General features: G+C 63.4%; 17 protein-coding genes. 11 read left to right on the top strand and 6 right to left on the bottom strand.

Annotated elements, in window-relative coordinates:
* Positions 1-166 precede the first annotated feature (166 nt).
* From EOA19_RS22765 to EOA19_RS22740, 5 genes are all read left to right on the top strand, one after another.
* Positions 167-925, top strand: a complete 759-nt coding sequence (locus EOA19_RS22765; protein ID WP_128304859.1) for an SDR family NAD(P)-dependent oxidoreductase — start codon at positions 167-169, stop codon at positions 923-925.
* A complete protein-coding gene (locus tag EOA19_RS22760) occupies positions 919-1,389 on the top strand; it encodes a MarR family transcriptional regulator (protein ID WP_023811475.1) in 471 nt (156 codons plus the stop codon). Before EOA19_RS22765 ends, EOA19_RS22760 begins: the two co-directional genes overlap by 7 nt.
* The gene (locus EOA19_RS22755) at positions 1,386-2,198 is read left to right on the top strand and encodes an enoyl-CoA hydratase family protein (protein ID WP_128304858.1); all 813 of its coding nucleotides are present in this window, start codon (positions 1,386-1,388) and stop codon (positions 2,196-2,198) included. Before EOA19_RS22760 ends, EOA19_RS22755 begins: the two co-directional genes overlap by 4 nt.
* A 213-nt stretch (positions 2,199-2,411) precedes the next feature.
* Complete coding sequence (locus tag EOA19_RS22745; protein WP_128304856.1) at positions 2,412-3,560, top strand: acyl-CoA dehydrogenase family protein; 1,149 nt, start codon at positions 2,412-2,414, stop codon at positions 3,558-3,560.
* Between the two features lie 64 nt (positions 3,561-3,624).
* A complete protein-coding gene (locus EOA19_RS22740; RefSeq protein ID WP_023811478.1) occupies positions 3,625-4,020 on the top strand; it encodes a RidA family protein in 396 nt (131 codons plus the stop codon).
* A 284-nt stretch (positions 4,021-4,304) separates the two neighbouring features.
* Here the strand turns inward: EOA19_RS22740 and EOA19_RS22735 are convergent, their stop codons facing one another.
* Positions 4,305-5,396: an LLM class flavin-dependent oxidoreductase gene (locus EOA19_RS22735; protein WP_128304855.1), complete on the bottom strand. Its 1,092-nt coding sequence runs from the start codon at positions 5,394-5,396 to the stop codon at positions 4,305-4,307.
* 112 nt (positions 5,397-5,508) lie between these two features.
* Between EOA19_RS22735 and EOA19_RS35365 the strand changes: the two genes are divergently transcribed.
* The 4 genes from EOA19_RS35365 to EOA19_RS22720 all read left to right on the top strand — a co-directional run bounded on the left by EOA19_RS35365 (position 5,509) and on the right by EOA19_RS22720 (position 8,851).
* On the top strand, positions 5,509-5,826 hold the full coding sequence (locus tag EOA19_RS35365) for a hypothetical protein (protein WP_164893002.1): 318 nt from the start codon (positions 5,509-5,511) through the stop codon (positions 5,824-5,826).
* Positions 5,827-5,904: 78 nt separating this feature from the next.
* Positions 5,905-6,702, top strand: coding sequence for an ABC transporter substrate-binding protein (locus EOA19_RS22730; protein ID WP_023811480.1), 798 nt, complete (start codon positions 5,905-5,907; stop codon positions 6,700-6,702).
* Between the two features lie 152 nt (positions 6,703-6,854).
* Entirely contained in the window at positions 6,855-7,529 is a 675-nt protein-coding gene (locus EOA19_RS22725) for an amino acid ABC transporter permease (RefSeq protein ID WP_023811481.1), read from the top strand.
* Between the two features lie 47 nt (positions 7,530-7,576).
* A complete protein-coding gene (locus EOA19_RS22720) occupies positions 7,577-8,851 on the top strand; it encodes a cysteine desulfurase-like protein (protein WP_128304854.1) in 1,275 nt (424 codons plus the stop codon).
* A 206-nt stretch (positions 8,852-9,057) separates the two neighbouring features.
* Here EOA19_RS22720 and EOA19_RS22715 read toward each other — a convergent pair whose 3' ends face one another.
* The 5 genes from EOA19_RS22715 to EOA19_RS22695 form a co-directional block, all read right to left on the bottom strand.
* Positions 9,058-9,888: a dipeptide ABC transporter ATP-binding protein gene (locus EOA19_RS22715; RefSeq protein ID WP_023811483.1), complete on the bottom strand. Its 831-nt coding sequence runs from the start codon at positions 9,886-9,888 to the stop codon at positions 9,058-9,060.
* Positions 9,888-10,742 (bottom strand): ABC transporter ATP-binding protein, encoded by an 855-nt coding sequence (locus EOA19_RS22710; protein WP_023811484.1) that lies wholly within the window; start codon positions 10,740-10,742, stop codon positions 9,888-9,890. The genes EOA19_RS22715 and EOA19_RS22710 overlap by 1 nt, the downstream gene beginning before the upstream one ends.
* Before the next feature lie 2 nt (positions 10,743-10,744).
* Entirely contained in the window at positions 10,745-11,599 is an 855-nt protein-coding gene (locus EOA19_RS22705) for an ABC transporter permease subunit (RefSeq protein ID WP_224618710.1), read from the bottom strand.
* A 70-nt stretch (positions 11,600-11,669) separates the two neighbouring features.
* On the bottom strand, positions 11,670-12,677 hold the full coding sequence (locus EOA19_RS22700) for an ABC transporter permease subunit (RefSeq protein ID WP_023811485.1): 1,008 nt from the start codon (positions 12,675-12,677) through the stop codon (positions 11,670-11,672).
* Positions 12,678-12,727: 50 nt separating this feature from the next.
* The gene (locus EOA19_RS22695; protein WP_128304853.1) at positions 12,728-14,320 is read right to left on the bottom strand and encodes an ABC transporter substrate-binding protein; all 1,593 of its coding nucleotides are present in this window, start codon (positions 14,318-14,320) and stop codon (positions 12,728-12,730) included.
* A gap of 454 nt (positions 14,321-14,774) precedes the next feature.
* Here EOA19_RS22695 and EOA19_RS22690 point away from each other — a divergent pair, with 454 nt between their 5' ends.
* Positions 14,775-16,781: a long-chain fatty acid--CoA ligase gene (locus EOA19_RS22690; protein ID WP_128304852.1), complete on the top strand. Its 2,007-nt coding sequence runs from the start codon at positions 14,775-14,777 to the stop codon at positions 16,779-16,781.
* Complete coding sequence (locus EOA19_RS22685; RefSeq protein ID WP_128304851.1) at positions 16,778-17,506, top strand: methyltransferase; 729 nt, start codon at positions 16,778-16,780, stop codon at positions 17,504-17,506. The genes EOA19_RS22690 and EOA19_RS22685 overlap by 4 nt, the downstream gene beginning before the upstream one ends.
* The last annotated feature ends 12 nt before the right edge of the window (positions 17,507-17,518 follow it).

The following is a 17,518-nucleotide window of genomic DNA, read 5'->3' as shown; positions in this document are numbered from 1 at the left end:
CCCCTAGCCCCTCCCCACAAGGGGGAAGGGGACCAAGTCGCAATCGGCTCTGGAACCGCAGAAGTTTGCAATGGATGGGCGCTGTCGTAGCCTTCTCCTTCTCCCTCCCCCTTGTGGGGAGGGTTAGGGGTGGGGGCACTTGGCGCCAAGTTTCGAGGATTGGCGCATGATCGCGGGCAAGCATGCGCTGGTCACAGGCGGCGGCTCCGGCGTCGGCCGGGCCGTTGCGCTGGCGCTGGCTGCTGCCGGCATCGACGTGACCATCTGCGGCCGCCGGGAAGCGGAGCTCACTGAGGTGGCCGGCGAGAACGACCGCATCTTCGGCATTGTCGCCGATGTCACCGACGAGGCGGCAATGGCGGCGCTCTACGAGAGGGCGCAAGCCGCGCGTGGCCCCTTCGACATCGTCGTCGCCAATGCCGGCATGGCCGGCAGCGCGCCAGCGCACAAAACCGCGCTCAGCGACTGGCAGCGGACGCTCGACGTCAATTTGACCGGTGCCTTCCTGACGGTAAAACCGGCGCTCGCCGGGATGGCCGCGCGCAAGGCGGGGCGGATCGTCTTCATCGCCTCCACGGCCGGACTGAAAGGCTACGCCTATGTCGCACCTTACGTCGCCGCCAAGCACGGCGTCGTCGGCCTGATGCGGGCGCTTGCCGCCGAGACGGCGAAATCGGGCGTCACCGTCAACGCCCTGTGCCCCGGCTTCGTGGAGACCGAGATGCTAGAGGAGTCCATCCAGCGCATCATCGAGAAGACCGGCCGCTCGGCCGGCGAGGCTCGGTCGAGCCTTGCCTCGACCAACCCGCAAGGCCGCTTCATCCAGCCGGATGAGGTTGCCGCCGCCGTGCTGTGGCTCTGCGGCGATGCCGCCCAGTCGATCACCGGACAGGCAATTTCCATCTCAGGAGGCGAAACATGGTAGCCGGCCCCCTGCCCGCGCCGTCGGGACCCGGCAAGGACCGCTTGCGGCTGTGGATCAGGCTGCTGCGTGCCTCGCGCACGATCGAGGCTGAACTGCGCGAACGCCTGAAGAAGGAGTTCAACACGACGCTGCCGCGCTTCGACGTGATGGCCGCGCTCTACCGCGCGCCGGAAGGCATGCTGATGAGCGACCTGTCGCGCTTCCTGCTGGTCTCCAACGGCAATGTCACGGGCATCGTCGACCGGCTGGTTTCGGAAGGACTTGTCGCCCGCGCGAGGCGCAATGGCGACCGCCGCACGTCGATGGTGCGGCTGACCGAGGAAGGCACGCAGGCCTTCGCCACCATCGCCGCGGCGCATGAAGGCTGGATCGGTGAATTGCTGGGCAAGGTCAGCGAGGACGACGCGCGCCGGCTGACCGGCATGCTGACCTCGTTCCGCAGCAACTGGGAGGGACGCGAATGACCGCAATGGCCGGACGCAAGCCGAAGCATTTCCTCTGGGAGGTCGAGGGCAGGATCGCAAAGGTCCGGCTCGACCGGCCCGAGCGCAAGAACCCGCTGACCTTCGACAGCTATGCGGAACTCCGCGACACATTCCGCGACCTGGTCTATGCCGATGACGTCGACGCCGTGGTGTTCCTGTCCAATGGCGGCAATTTCTGCTCCGGCGGCGATGTCCACGACATCATCGGCCCGCTGGTCAAGATGGACATGAAGCAGCTTCTCGCCTTCACCCGCATGACCGGCGATTTCGTCAAGGCGATGCTGAATTGCGGCAAGCCGATGATTGCGGCGGTCGACGGCGTCGCGGTCGGCGCCGGTGCCATCATTGCGATGAGCTCCGATATCCGCATCGCCACGCCGGAAGCCAAGACCGCGTTCCTGTTCACCCGCGTCGGCCTCGCCGGCTGCGACATGGGCGCCTGCGCGATCCTGCCGCGCATCATCGGCCAGGGCCGCGCCGCCGAACTGCTCTACACCGGCCGTACCATGACGGCGGCGGAAGGCGAACGCTGGGGTTTCTACAACCGGCTGGTCGATGCCGCCTCGCTGGAGGCCGACGCGCTCGATATGGCGGCGCGCATCGTCTCCGGCCCGACCTTTGCGCACGGCATCACCAAGACGCAGCTCAACCAGGAATGGTCGATGGGTCTCGACCAGGCGATCGAGGCGGAAGCGCAGGCGCAAGCGATCTGCATGCAGACCCGCGACTTCGAGCGCGCCTACAAGGCGTTCGTGGCCAAGAAAAAGCCGGTATTCGAGGGAGATTGAGGATGACAGGTTTGCGCCCAGGCACCCCCCTCTGGCCTGCCGGCCATCTCCCCCGCAAGGGGGGAGATCAGCTGTACGTTTTGTTTTCGCCAATCTCCACCGTTGTAGGCGTGAGCGGAGCGCTGAAGCTGCCAATCTCCCCCCTTGCGGGGGAGATGTCCGGCAGGACAGAGGGGGGTGCGACGGATCGCGACGAAAATCGAGGGCGCGCCAATGCCTGACCGTTCCTTCCTCTCCTGGCCGTTCTTCGAAGACCGCCATCGCGAGTGGGCCGAACAACTCGACGCATGGTGCTCAAAAAACCTGCCGGTCTCCCACCATAATGTCGACGCGGCCTGCCGCGAGCTGGTCAGCAAGCTCGGGCGAGACGGCTGGCTGAAGCCGACGGCGCTCGACACGGACAATCCTGGCCCCCTCGACGTCCGCACTTTGTGCATCACGCGCGAGACACTCGCCCGTCATGACGGGCTGGCCGATTTCGCCTTCGCCATGCAAGGGCTCGGCACCGGCGCGCTCAGCCTGTTCGGTACGCCGCACCAGCAGCAATGGCTTTCGAAGACGCGCGCCGGCAAGGCGATATCAGCCTTCGCCCTGTCGGAACCACGATCGGGGTCGGATGTCGCCAACACGGAAATGACGGCGACCCGCGACGGCGACAGCTATGTTCTTTCCGGTGAAAAAACCTGGATCTCCAATGGCGGCATCGCCGACCTCTATGTCGTCTTTGCCCGCACCGGCGAGGCGCCGGGCGCCAAGGGGCTTTCCGCCTTCCTCGTGCCTGGCGACGCCAGGGGCCTTGGCATCGCCGAACGGCTGGAAGTAATCGCGCCGCATCCGCTGGCGCGGCTGTCTTTCGACCAGGTCCGCCTTCCCGCCTCTGCGCTGATCGGCAAACCGGGCGATGGCTTCCGCATCGCCATGTCGGTGCTCGACGTGTTCCGTTCGACCGTCGGCGCGGCGGCGCTTGGCTTTGCCCGCCGCGCACTGGACGAGAGCATCAAACGCGTGGCGGAGCGCAAACTGTTCGGCGCCCCGATGGCCGAATTGCAGATGGTGCAGGGGCATATCGCCGATATGGCGCTCGACGTCGATGCGGCGGCGCTTCTGGTCTACCGCGCTGCGTGGACCAAGGACATGGGGGCCGCGCGGGTCACACGCGAGGCGGCGATGGCCAAGCTGTTTGCCACCGACAAGGCGCAAGAGGTGATCGACAAGGCTGTGCAGCTGCATGGCGGCGACGGTGTCCGCAAGGGCCACATCGTCGAAAGCCTGTATCGCGAGATCCGCGCGCTGCGCATCTACGAGGGTGCCTCCGACGTGCAGAAGGTGGTGATCGCGCGGCAGGTGATGGGCGCGGCCTGACGGCAGAGATTTTGACGAGCGTTCGATTTTGAAAATTGGGTTTTGGAATACCGGGAGGTTTTGAATGCACAGGATTCTGCAGCCCGAAGGCTGGGCAAAACCTGTCGGCTACGCCAATGGCGTCGCCGCGCGCGGGCAGCTCGTCTTCGTCGGCGGACAGGTCGGCTGGAACGGGCAATGCCAGTTCGAGACCGACGATTTTGTCGGCCAGGTGCGGCAAACGCTTCAGAACATCGTGGCGGTGCTGGCCGAGGCCGGTGCCGGACCGCAGCACATCACCTCGATGACCTGGTATTTTACCGACAAGGCCGAATACCTAGCCAACCTCAGGGGCATCGGCGAGGCCTATCGCGAGGTCATCGGCCGGCATTTTCCGGCGATGGCCGCCATGCAGGTGGTGGCGCTGGTCGAAGACCGGGCCAAGGTGGAGATCCAGGCGACTGCCGTTATTCCGGAATAGGGAATTCGTTCGTCCGGAGTAAACGCCCATTACTTCGTCATCCACGGGCGAAGCAAGGAGCGAAGCGACGCGGCGCAGACCCGAGGATCCATGCCGGGACTCCAAAGCGTCACCACGGTCCAGAATTCTGCACCGCTGCACACTCCACGGCCGAAGTCGCGGCATGGATCCCAGGGTCTCCGCGACGGAGCTGCGCTCCTGCTTCGCCCAGGGATGACGACGTTGGGGAGGGCTTCGGCTAATTCCGAATATCCGCGATGATCCACCGCAACTGATCACCACTACTATGCGCGAAGCCCCGCCTTCCGCAAAATCGGCAGCACGTGATCGCAGAAATAGGGCAACTCCCTGGTGTAATTGACGAAGGACAGCGCGATGCCCTGGTAGCCATGCCCGGCAATGGCGACCATGTCGGCGGCGATCGTTTCCGGCGTTCCGATCAGCGGGTAGGTGCCGGCGCCGCCGGCGAAACGCTGCCGGTAGCGGTCATAGGCGTGCGGGTCGTGCGACTGCGAGAATTCCTTCTTGCCGGCCATGTGGGCATCGACGGCGTCGTGGTCGGCCATATGGACCGCATAGCGCGTGTAATATGCCCGCGCCTCTTCCATCGTCGGGCGGCAGACGACATGCGCCACGGTGTAGACGCCGACATCACGGCCCACCTTGTCTGCCCGCTCGCTGATGTCGGCGACATGTTTGCCGGCATCGCCCATTTCGGAAAAGGTCGTGAACAGATAGTCGCATCTCGCGGCGGCGAAATCGCGGCCGGGCCCGCCGAAAGCGGCGTTCATGGTCACCGGGCGCGGCACCTGCAGACTGGCCGGACGGCTGACGGCTTCCTTGAGGCGGTAGTAGGTGCCCTCATAGTCGAGCGGGTCGGGCGAGGCATAAAGCTTTTCGAGGATTTCGATCCATTCCGCTGCCTGGTCGTAGCCCTTCTCGACCAGAGGCGTGCCGAACATGCCGAATTCCTTCGGATTCCAGCCGCAGACGATATTCAGGCCGGCGCGACCCTGGCTGACGTGGTCGACCGTCGCCAGCGCCTTGGCGGCATAGAGCGGATGCACCAGCGGCACATGCACGGTCATGAACAGGCCGATCTGCTCGGTGGCCATGGCAAGGGCCGCCGCCCAGGTGAAGGTCTCGAACGACCATTCCCGCACCTTGTTGCGGCCGCCAAAACCGCGCCAGCGGGCGATCGGCAGCATGAACTCCAGCCCGGCACGGTCGGCGATCTGGGCTGCGGTCAGATTGTCCTGCCAGCTTGCCGTCCAGCGTTCAGGCACATCGGTTATGGCCAGCCCGCCATCGGCATTGGTCGAAAAGACCCCCAGCTTCAATCTGTTCGGGCCGTGCAAGGGGTGTGGTTTGTTCATGTCGCGACCTCCCGGCGAGAGAGCACACGCTAGGCCCGCGCGGAGATATTTCAAGCCTGAAATAGCTTCGCGTCGCCATCGCTCGCGGGTATCGGTTCCAGCGGGCCGCACCGTGTCGGCCACGCAACGGACACCGCAGCTTTTTAAGCTTAAAACTTTCGCCTTGAAAAGCGCCGCACTTTGGATAAGCATTCCAGAGTCGATGGCGATTGCCGTGCCGGACGGGCTTGCCGGCCAGTCCATCGTGCAGACCAGTTCATCGTGCCGGCCAGTCCATCGTGGGTGCTCCGGGTGGGAGTCTCAGTTCTTGTCGTTCATACTGCCCCAGTCATCATCCAATGCGCGCCATGCCTTCGATGAAGTGCGCGCGCAGATCCGCGATCTGCAACACAAAACGTCGCCAACCATGACCGCATGGTCGCTGCCATGAATTGACGTCCTGCGTGAAGCGGGGCGGCAAAAAACCGTGCGGGAGCAACCCGCCCGATCAACAACAGAGGGAACACAAATGAGCTTCACGCGCCGCAAATTGCTTCTTCTTGCCGCCGCCGTCGGCATCGCCGCCGGCCCCGCCACCGCCTATGCCGCCGATGTGCTCAATGTCGGCGCCTATCCGACCAACCCGCCCTTCGAATTCAAGAACGAGAGCGGCACCTTCGAAGGCTTTGAAGTCGACATCGTCAACGAAGCCGCCAAGCGCATCGGCATGACCACCGACATCGCCGATCTCGGCTTCCAGGCGCTGTTTGCCGCCACCACGTCGAAGCGCATCGACGTCGCCATCTCGTCGATCACCATCACGGCCGAGCGGCTGAAGTCGCAGTCGTTCACGCAGCCCTATTATGATTCCGACATGGGCATTGCCACCAAGGCCGACAGCCCGATCAAGGCCGAGGCCGACCTCAAGGGCAAGATCGTCGGCGTGCTGTCCGGCTCGACCGGTGAAACCTGGGTCAAGGCACATCAGGAAGCCGGCGGCTTCAGCGACGTGAAGGGTTACGACACGCAGCAGAATTTGCTGCTCGACCTCAGCGCCGGCCGCGTCGATGCCGCCGTCAGCGACATTCCAGGCATGGAGTATTCCTTCACCAAGATGAAGGACCTGGTCGTCAAGGAGCGCATCAAGACCGGCGAACAATACGGCCTGATGATGAGCAAGGACCACCCGCTGCTCGGCAAGCTGAACGACGCGCTGAGCGCTATGAAGAAGGACGGCACGCTGGCCGCCATCCACAAGAAGTGGTTCGGCAGCGACGCGCCCGCCGACTCTTCGACCATGAAGGAAATGCCGCTGCCGAAGGCCTGAGCTGAAAGCTGCGCTGACATCGTGCCGGCTTTCCAGGCCGGCACGATTCATTTCATGCGCCAGCGCCGGCTTCCGCGCAGACCGTCTCGCCATTGGCGAGGTCGATTGGTTTTAACCTGAGCATCCTTGCTCTCGGGTTCGGGAACGCTCCCATGTCGCTGCTGGATACCTTCTTCAATCCCGATGTCATCATGTCCAGCCTGCCGGCGCTGCTGCGCGGCTTCCTGAACACGCTGCTGCTCGGCATTTTGAGCATCGGCATCGGCATCCCCATCGGCCTGGGGATCAGCCTGGTGCGGCTCTATGCGCCGAAGCCGCTGCGGTGGCTGGCGGTCGGCTACACCGACATCTTCCGCGCCCTGCCGGTGCTGGTCGTGCTGATCCTGATCTACTATGCACTGCCGTTCCTCGGCATACGCCTGTCGTCCTGGGCCTCCGCCGTGACTGCTTTCGCCTTCATCATGTCGGCCTACTCGGCGGAGGTGTTCCGCTCCGGCATCGAGAGCATCCCGCGCGGCCAGTTCGAGGCGTCGCAGGCGCTTGGCCTGCCGTTCCTGCTGACCTTGCGCAAGGTGGTGCTGCCGCAAGCGATCCGCGTCGTCATCCCGCCGATGACCAGCAACTGCGTCTCGATGTTCAAGGACACTTCGCTCGCCTCCACCGTGGCGCTGCCGGAACTCTTGAAGGAAGCGACCAACGCGCAGTCGCTCTACGCCAACCCCTCGCCGCTGATCGGCGCAGCGCTTGTCTATCTCATCTTCCTCTGGCCGATGGTCCGCCTCGTCAGCCTGCTTGAAGAGCGCTTCAAGACCGAAAAAAAGCGCTGACCTCCGCTACCTGATCCCCGCCCAAGTCCTTTTGCAGGAGCCTGCCCGTGAACAAGCATCAAACCGACAATGCGAATGCCACCGCGTTCCCCGTCGACGCCATCCGCGCCATGTTTCCAGCCCTGCAGCGGGCCGGCGACTTCATCTTCTTGGACAATGCCGCCGGCGCGCAGATCCCGCAGAGCGTGCTCGATGCGGTGACCAACCATCTGGTTTCGCACAATGTGCAGCGTGGCGGCCGCTATGGCCGCAGCGTCACCGTCGACCAGTCGGTCGCCGATGCGCGGACAAGCGTCGCGCTGCTGATCAATGCCTATAGCCCAGCCGAAATCTGCTTCGGCATGAACGCCACCTCATTCATCCGCCTGGTCAGCCTCGGTATCGGTCAGATGCTTCAGGAGCGTGACGAGATCGTCATCACCGACATGGACCACGACGCCAACATCGCGACCTGGCTGGCGCTGGAATCCGCCGGTGCGAAATTCAAATGGTGGCGGATGCGCGAGGACGGTAATCTGCATGTCGACGATCTGCGCCCGCTGGTTTCCGACCGCACCCGTCTCGTCGCCTGCACGGTCACCGCGCACTCGATCGGCTCGATCGTCGATGTCGCCGCGGTGGCCAAGATCGCGCACGCGGCCGGCGCCGAAGTGTTCCTCGACTGCGTGCATTACGGACCGCACGGGCTGATCGACGTGCAGGCCTGGGACTGCGACTATCTCGTCTGCTCCGGCTACAAGAATTTCTCGCCGCATATGGGCTTCCTCTGGGGTCGTTTCGAAACGCTGAAACGGCTGCCGACCTTCCGCGAGGATTTCATCCCCAACGAGCCGCCCTACAAGGTCGAGGCCGGCACCTTCATCTACGAGAACGTCTCGGGCATGGACGCGGCCGTGCAGTATCTGGAACTGATCGGCCGCAATCTGGCGCCCGCCAACAACCGCTCCCGGCGCGACAACATCGTCGCCGGCATGGGCGCCATTCGCGACTATGAGCTGGTGCTGGCGCGTGAGATGCTCGCTGTGCTCAAGGACTGCGGCGCGACCATCTATGGTGTTGCCGACGTGGCTCGCATCACCGAGCGCGTACCGACCTTCTGCTTCAACATCGGCACACTGTCGCCGCAGCGGATCGTCGAGGAAATGGCCGAGATGCAGATCGGCATCCGCGACGGCCACATGTACGCGCCACGGCTGATGAAGCGCCTCAACCTGTCGATGGATAGCGGCGCCATCCGCGCCTCGCTGGTCCACTACAACACAATCGAGGAAGTCCGGCGCTTCGGCGAAGCGTTGCGCGCCATCATCGCGAAGTTGTCCTGAGCGGCGGCCTCTCCAGCGTCGTCATCCACGGGCGGAACAAGGAGCGTAGCGACGCAGTGCAGACCCGAGGATCCATGCCGTGACGTTCGAGTGTTGCCACGGTGCAGAATTCTGCTCCGCTGCACCTTTCGGCTGAGGTAAACGGCATGGATCCTAGGGTCTGCGCGACGCTTCGCGCCGCTCCGCCCTAGGATGACGAAGAGACGTTAAGCCGCTTTCTTCTTCGCTAGCCTCGCCTTGATCGAGGCGACGTCGGCGCGCGGCGTCGCGGCGAACAACGTCCGGGTGTAGCTGTGCTTGGGATCGGCAAAGACCTCGTCGCGCGAGCCGTATTCGACCGCCTCGCCGAAATACATCACCATCACATCGTCGGCGATGTAGCGCACCACGGACAGATCGTGGCTGATGAAGACATAGGTCAGCTGGAACTCGTCCTGCAGGTCGGCGAGCAGGTTGAGCACCTGTGCCTGCACGGAAAGATCGAGCGCCGAGACCGGCTCGTCCAGCACCAGCAGGCTTGGGTTGAGCATCAGCGCACGGGCAATGGCAATGCGCTGGCGCTGGCCGCCCGAGAACATGTGCGGGTAGCGGTTGTAGTGCTCGTGACCGAGGCCGACCTTCTTCAGCATCTTCATCGCCAGGTCGCGCCGCTCGGCCGCCGGCTTGTCGGTGTTGATCAGCAGGGGCTCGCCAAGCACGTCGCCGATCTTCTGGCGCGGATTGAGCGATCCATAGGGGTTCTGGAAGACGATCTGCACCTTGCGGCGCATCTCTTTGGTCAATCCGCCCTTGGCGATGTCGACCTTGTTGCCGTCGATGAACAGGTCGCCTGACGTCGCCGGATCGATCAGCGTGATGATGCGAGCGAGCGTGGACTTGCCGCAGCCGCTTTCGCCGACGATGGCCAGCGTCTTGCCCTTGTCGACCTTGAACGAGACGCCTTTGACCGCATGCACGGTGCGCGGTCCGGTGAACAGGCCACCACCGATATGGTAGTCGCGGACGATGTTCTTGCCTTCGAGGACCGTGGTGCTCATCAGGCGGCTCCAACTGCCGAAGGCGCCGGCTCGAACATCATGTCGGAAACGGTAGGCAGCCGGTCGCCGACGGCGTTCTCCGGCAGCGCCGACAAAAGCGCCCGCGTGTAATTGCTCTTCGGCGATTCAAACAGCGACAGCACGTCGGCCTCTTCCATCTTGCGGCCCTTGTACTGGACGATGACACGGTCGGCGGTCTCGGCCACCACGCCCATATTGTGGGTGATCATGATCAGGCCCATACCGTATTTGGCCTGCAGCGAAACCAAGAGATCGAGGATCTGCTTCTGGATGGTGACGTCGAGCGCCGTCGTCGGCTCGTCGGCAATCAGCAGCTTCGGATTGCAGGCGATGGCGATGGCGATCATGACGCGCTGGCATTGGCCGCCCGACATCTGGTGCGGAAACGAGCTAAGCCGTTCTTCCGGATCGGCGATGCCGACCAGCTTCATCAACTCGATGGCCCGCGCGCGCCGCTGAGCGCGATCCATACCCATATGGAAGCGCAGCACCTCCTCGATCTGGAAGCCGACGGTGAAGCACGGATTGAGGCTGGCGATCGGCTCCTGGAAGATCATCGAGATGTCCTTGCCGACGATCTTGCGGCGTTCGGACGGGCTGAGCTTCAGGAGATCGACGCCGTCGAAGGCCATGCGGTCTGCCTTGACGGTTGCCGTGTTGGGCAACAGGCCCATTACCGCGAGCATCGCCACAGACTTGCCGGAACCGGACTCGCCGACGATCGCCAGCACTTCGCGCGGCTCGATCGAGAGGTCGATGCCTTGCACGGCCATGAACGGTCCGGCCGCGGTGTCGAAGGAAACGGTGAGGTTCTTGATCTCGAGCAGAGGCATGCTCACGACCTCTTCAGCTTGGGGTCGAGCGCGTCGCGCAGGCCGTCGCCGATCAGGTTGATGGCGAAGACGGTGATCAGGATGGCGAGACCCGGGAAAGTAACCACCCACCATGCACGCAGGATGAACTCGCGCGCTTCGGCCAGCATGGTGCCCCATTCCGGCGTCGGCGGCTGCGCGCCCATGCCGAGGAAGCCAAGGGCCGCCGCCTCGAGAATGGCGTTGGAGAAGGACAGCGTCGCCTGCACGATTAATGGCGCGATGCAGTTGGGCAGGATGGTGACCAGCATCAGCCTGAGATGGCTGGCCCCGGCGACCTTGGCCGAGACGACATATTCGCGGGTCTTCTCGGCCATCACGGCGGCGCGGGTGAGCCGGGCGAAATGCGGCTGCAGCACGAAGGCGATGGCGATCATGGCGTTGACGAGGCCGGGGCCAAGCACCGCGACCAGCACCAGGGCCAATAGCAGCGACGGGAAGGCCAGGATGATGTCCATGATGCGCATGATCAGCGTGTCAACCCAGCCGCGGCAGTAGCCGGCGAGCAGGCCGAGAATGACGCCTGAGATCAGCGCTGACGTGACGACGACGAAGCCGATGGCGAGCGAGAAGCGCGAGCCGTAGATCAGCCGCGACAGCATATCGCGGCCGACAGCGTCGGTGCCGAGCAGGAACTGCGCGTTGCCGCCTTCCTGCCAGGCCGGCGGCGTCAGGAAGAAGTCGCGGAACTGATCGTCTGGCGAATGCGGCGCCAGCAGCGGCGCGAAGATGGCGATCAGGATCAGCAGCGCAAAGACGAAGAGCCCGATCACCGCGCCCTTGTTGACGGAGAAGTAGTGCCAGAACTCGCCGAACATCTGCAGCCTGGCATCCTGCGGCTTGACGACGGTCGCGGCTTCGATGGTGGCTGGGCCTTCATTGCTCATGTCAGTTGGCCCGGATGCGTGGGTTGATGACGGCGTAGAGCACGTCGACGATGAGGTTGACCGACATGACGATCAGCGCGATCAAAAGCAAGCCGCCCTGCACGGTGAAATAGTCGCGCTTGGAGATGGCGTCGATCATCCATTTGCCGATGCCGGGCCAGGAGAAGATGCTCTCGGTCAGGATGGCGCCGGTCAAAAGCGTGCCGACCTGCAGACCGATGGTGGTGACGACCGGGATCAGCGCGTTGCGGAAGGCATGCAGGCCGATGACGCGGCGCGGCGCCAGGCCCTTGGCGCGCGCGGTGCGGACATAGTCCTCACCCAGCACTTCGAGCATCGCCGAGCGCGTCTGCCTGGCGATGACTGCGAGCGGGATAGTGCCGAGCACGATGGTCGGCAAGATCAGGTGCGACAGCGCCGAGCGGAATGCGCCCTTCTGCCCCGAGATCAGCGAATCGATGGTCATGAAGCCGGTCACCGGCTTGAAGAAATAGAGAAGGTCGATGCGGCCGGAAACCGGCGTCCAGTGCAGCGTGCCGGAGAAGACGATGATCAGCAGCAGGCCCCACCAGAAGATCGGCATGGAATAGCCCGCCAGCGCCGTGCCCATCGTCAGCTGATCGAACCAGGAGCCGCGGCGGATGGCGGCGAAGATGCCGGCGGCGACACCCAGGACAACGGCAAAGATCATGGCGAAGATGGCGAGTTCGACCGTTGCCGGGAAGCGCACCAGGAAATCCTTGAGCACCGGCGTCTTGGTTGAAAACGAGGTGCCGAAATCGCCGCTCAGGACATTCGTCAGATAGGTCAGGTATTGTTGCCAAATCGGCAGATCGAAACCGAACTGGTGCATCAGCGCCGTGTGGCGTTCGGGCGACAGGCCGCGTTCGCCCGCAAGCACCAGCACCGGATCACCGGGCAGGATGCGCACGAAGCCAAAGGCGAGGATGGTTATCCCGATGAAGGTCGGGATGATGAGGGCGAGCTTGCCGAGGATATAACGCAGCATGGCGGGCGAGTGGGGGCGTCACCACATGGTGGCGCCCCCGTTTCGCAACCTTATTCGGCGATATCGACGCCGTCGAAGCGGTGGATACCGAGCGGATCCATCGCAAAGCCGGTGACGGTCTTCTGCATCGGCATGAACACCTTGGAGTGAGCGAGCGTCGCCCAGGGTGCCTGTTCCTTGAAGATGACCTGTGCCTGTTCATAGAGCTTGGTGCGCTCGGCCTGGTCCGAAACGGTCTTAGCCTTGTTGATGAGCGCATCGAAGTCCTTGTTGCACCATTCCGCGCGGTTGTTCGAACCGACGGAAGCGCAGCTCAGGAGCACGCCGAGGAAGTTGTCCGGATCGCCATTGTCGCCGGTCCAGCCGACGATGACGGCGCCGTCGTGATCGACCGCGGAAGCGCGCTTAAGGTATTCACCCCAATCGTAGCTGACGATCTCGACGGTGACGCCGACCTTGGCGAAATCCGCCTGGATCAGCTCGGCGGTGCGACGCGCATTCGGCATGTAGGGGCGCGACACCGGCATGGCCCAGACGTTCATCTTGAGGTCCTTGACGCCGGCTTCTTCAAGCAGCTTCTTGGCTGCATCCGGATCGTAAGGATCGTCCTTCACTTCCTTGTTGTAGGACCACATGGTCGGCGGGATCGGATTGATCGCCACCTGGCCGGCGCCCTGGAAGACGGCATCGATGATGGCCTTCTTGTTGATGGCCATGTTGAGCGCCTTGCGAACGCGCACGTCGTCGAACGGCTTCTGCTGGGTGTTGTACATCAGCGCGCCGACATTGAGGCCTTCCTGCTCCTCGACCTTCAGGTTCGCATCGGCCTGCAGGCCGGCGATGTCGGCCGGTGCCGGGTACGACATGATGTTGCATTCGCCGGCCTTGAGCTTCTGCGCGCGCACCGCCGGATCGGTGGTGATGGCGAAGACCAGATCGTCGATCCTCTGCTTGCCGCCCCAATAGTCCGGGTTGGCCTTGTAGCGGATGGCGGCGTCGGTCTGGTAGTCGACGAAGATGAACGGGCCGGTGCCGATCGGCTTCTGGTTGAACAGCTCAGGCGTCTTGTCGGCCTGCAGCTTGTCGGCATATTCCTTGGAGACGACCGAGGCGAAATCCATGCCCAGCGTCGGAATGAAGGTGATCGCCGGCTCCTTGAGGGTGAACTTCACCGTCAGGTCATCGACCTTCTCGACCTTGGTAATGTTGTCGCCGAACTGGTCATTGTAATACTGGTAGGCAATGCCCGGAATGTACTGGAACCAGGGGCCGTTTTTGTCGACCTGGCGTTCGAACGAGAACACCACGTCGTCGGCGTTGAAGTCGCGCGTCGGGGTGAAATAGTCGGTTGCGGCGAACTTGACGCCCTTGCGCAGCTTGAAGACATATTCCTTGCCATCGTCGGAGATCGTCCAGCTCTCGGCCAGGCCCGGCGAGGTCGTCGTCTTGCCGTGATCGAATTCGACAAGGCGGTTGAAGACGGTGCGCGATGACGCGTCGAACGTCTGGCCTGCGGTATACGGCGCCGGATCGAAACCTTCCGGCGAAGCTTCCGCGCAGTAGACCAGAGTTTTCGCATTGGCCATGCCGCTCAGGACGCTTGCAGCCAGCAACGCGGCTGCAAAAGTCAGCTTCTTATTCATTGAGCACTCCCTGATGTTCTTCCAAGCCCCTCTATCAGGCTCGCGAAGCGCGCATATAAGCACCGTTTTTCCGGCTTTGGAACACCCCGTTTGCTTACCCCGCGGGAAGCAGGAAAAAAATCCGCTATTTTGCCAAATTGCAGAAAAAATTAGCAGTTTTTTCCATTCACGAGATTATTAACAACCGAATTTTTTTATTGATCGCCAAGCTGACGATATAAATGTTCCCGGCGCTTCCGAGCGGCCGAGGGATGCGCCAGGACACCGCCTGGGAGCGCTGGCGGCGGCAAAGACTTTCGACGGCAAATCTTTCGCCATGTTGCCGCAAGGGCAAGACTTGCACGGTCACCAACGGAGGCAATACATAGGGTGTAGCGGCCGCAGCGGAGGGCGTCCTTGTCAATTCAGGGGCGAGCGCGGCGCGGATGAACAAGACTTGTCCAGGGAGGAACGGTTGGCAAAAGCATCAAGGACGACGGCGCCGGTGAAACCGGGAGCCAAGGCGCCGTCGAAAGCAGCCGGTACTGCCAAGCCGAAAGCACCCGTTTCCAAAGCCGCCACGCCGAAGGCGGCCGCGGCGCCCGTAAGGGCAAGCACAAGGCCAGTGGTGAAAGCCCCGGCCAAGGCTGCGGCCGGAAAGACGGCGTCGGGAAATAAAGCGGGGGCGGCAAAGCCCGCTGCCAGGCCGGCATCGAAAGCCGCCGCGGCGATGAAGACCCCACCGGCGGCAAGGCCGGCCGACGCCACCGCCAACCGATTGCCGAAAACGCTGACGGCGCTGGCCGCCGGCTTGCCGGAAAAGCCGTGGCTCAAGAGCTATCCGAAAAACGTGCAGGCCGAGATCGGCACCCTGCCCTACAGCTCGATCGGCGATTTCCTCGTCGCCGCCTGCAAGCAGTTTTCCGCGCAGCCGGCCTTCACCTGCATGGACAAGTCCATCAGCTACACCGATGTCGAGCGGCTGTCGGCGGCCTTCGGCGCCTACCTGCAATCGAAAGGCCTGCAGAAAGGCGCGCGCGTCGCGCTGATGATGCCGAACGTGCTGCAATATCCGGTGGCGATGATGGCGATCTTGCGAGCGGGTTATGTGGTGGTGAACATCAATCCGCTCTACACGCCGCGCGAGCTCGAACACCAGTTGAAGGATTCCGGTGCGCAAGCCATCGTCATCCTGGAGAACTTCGCCAACACCTTGCAGGCGGTGATCGCCAGGACCACGGTCAAGCATGTGGTGGTCGCCGCGATGGGCGACATGCTTGGCGGCCTGAAGGGCACGATCGTCAATTTCGTCGTGCGCCGCGTGAAGAAGATGGTGCCGGCATGGTCCTTGCCCGGCCATGTCAAGTTCAATGCCGCCATGAAGGCCGGCGCCGGCATGGGCTTCAAGCCGGCCAAGGTGGAAGCCGACGATGTCGCCTTCCTGCAATATACGGGCGGCACCACGGGCGTGTCGAAGGGCGCCACACTGCTGCACAGAAACGTGCTCGCCAACGTCGCGCAGAACGCGCAGTGGATGGAGGACGCCTACACGATCAAGCCGAAACCGGCGCACCCCAACTTTATCTGCGCGCTGCCGCTCTATCATATTTTCGCGCTGACCGTGAACGCGCTGATGGGCATGCAGCAAGGCGCCCGCAATGTGCTCATTCCCAATCCGCGCGACATTCCCGGCTTCGTCAAGGAATTGCAGAAGTATCCGGTGCACATCTTTCCCGGCCTCAACACGCTGTTCAACGCGCTGCTCAACAATGAGGATTTCCGCAAGCTCGACTTCAAGCCGCTGGTGCTGACGCTGGGCGGCGGCATGGCGGTGCAGAAGGGCGTCGCCGAACGCTGGAAGACGCTGACCGGTTGTTCGGTCACCGAAGGCTACGGCCTCTCGGAAACCTCGCCGGTGGCCACCGCCAACAAGTTCACCGCCGGCGACTTCACCGGCACCATCGGCTTGCCGCTGCCCTCGACCGAGATCGCCATCCGCGACGACGACGGCAACAATTTGCCGCTCGGCGAGGTCGGCGAGGTCTGCATCCGAGGACCGCAAGTGATGGCGGGCTACTGGAACCGGCCCGATGAGACCGCCAAGGTGATGACCAAGGATGGCTACTTCAAATCCGGCGACATGGGCTTCATGGACGAACGCGGCTACACCAAGATCGTCGACCGCAAGAAGGACATGATCCTGGTCTCGGGCTTCAACGTCTACCCCAACGAGCTCGAGGAAGTCGTGGCGATGCATCCGGGCGTGCTCGAAGTGGCGGCGGTCGGCGTGCCGGACGAGCATTCGGGCGAAGTGCCGAAGCTGTTCATCGTCAAGAAAGATCCGGCGCTGACCGCCGAAGCAATCACCGCCTTTTGCCGTGAGAACCTGACCGGCTACAAGCGGCCCAAATACATCGAATTCCGCACCGAGCTGCCGAAGACGCCGGTCGGCAAGATCCTGCGGCGAGCACTGCGCGAATGATTGCAGCCGGCGGCGCGGATGCCGTAAATGCACCTTGCCGTCCTGACCCGGCAGAATTCATCAGAACGAACATGCGCCTCGCCCCGGCGCCGTCGGTGCCTGAGATCCAGCTTTATACACCGCATCCGACCAGTGGCCTGAGACGGCTCATAGATCCGCACCAAAGCGCTGGCGACGATGACGACACGATCGAGGCGGACAACGATGGACCCGAGCCGCAGCCGCCTTACTGGGCTTATGTGTGGGCCGGCGGCGCGGTGATTGCGCGCCACATACTGGATCATCCGCAAACGGTAGCCGGCCGCCGCGTGCTCGACCTTGGTGCCGGTTCCGGCCTTGTCGGCATTGCCGCCGCCATGGCCGGCGCGCGCGAAGTCATCGCCGCCGAGATAGACCGCAACGGCGTTGCCGCGATCGGCCTCAACGCAACGGCCAACGGCGTCGCCATCACCGTGATCGGAGACGACATCACCAGGGGTCCGCCGCCGGCCGTCGACCTCGTGCTTGCAGGCGATGTCTTCTACAGCCAAGGCGTCGCCGACCGCGTCATGCCTTTTTTCGAACGCTGCCTGAATGCCGGCATCGAGGTCCTGGTAGGCGATCCTAGCCGCGCCTACCTGCCACGATCACGGCTGCGCCTGCTCGCCGAACATAAGGTGCCGGATTTCGGCCAGGCGAAAGACAGCGCGCTGCAGCCAAGCGGCGTCTTTCGCTTCGAAGGCTGACGAGGCGGCCGC

This window comes from Mesorhizobium sp. M7A.F.Ca.US.010.02.1.1 (assembly GCF_004023085.1).
GTDB lineage: Bacteria > Pseudomonadota > Alphaproteobacteria > Rhizobiales > Rhizobiaceae > Mesorhizobium.
The sequence above is the reverse complement of the archived record's forward strand: the minus strand, read 5'-3'. Positions and strand labels throughout refer to the sequence as shown.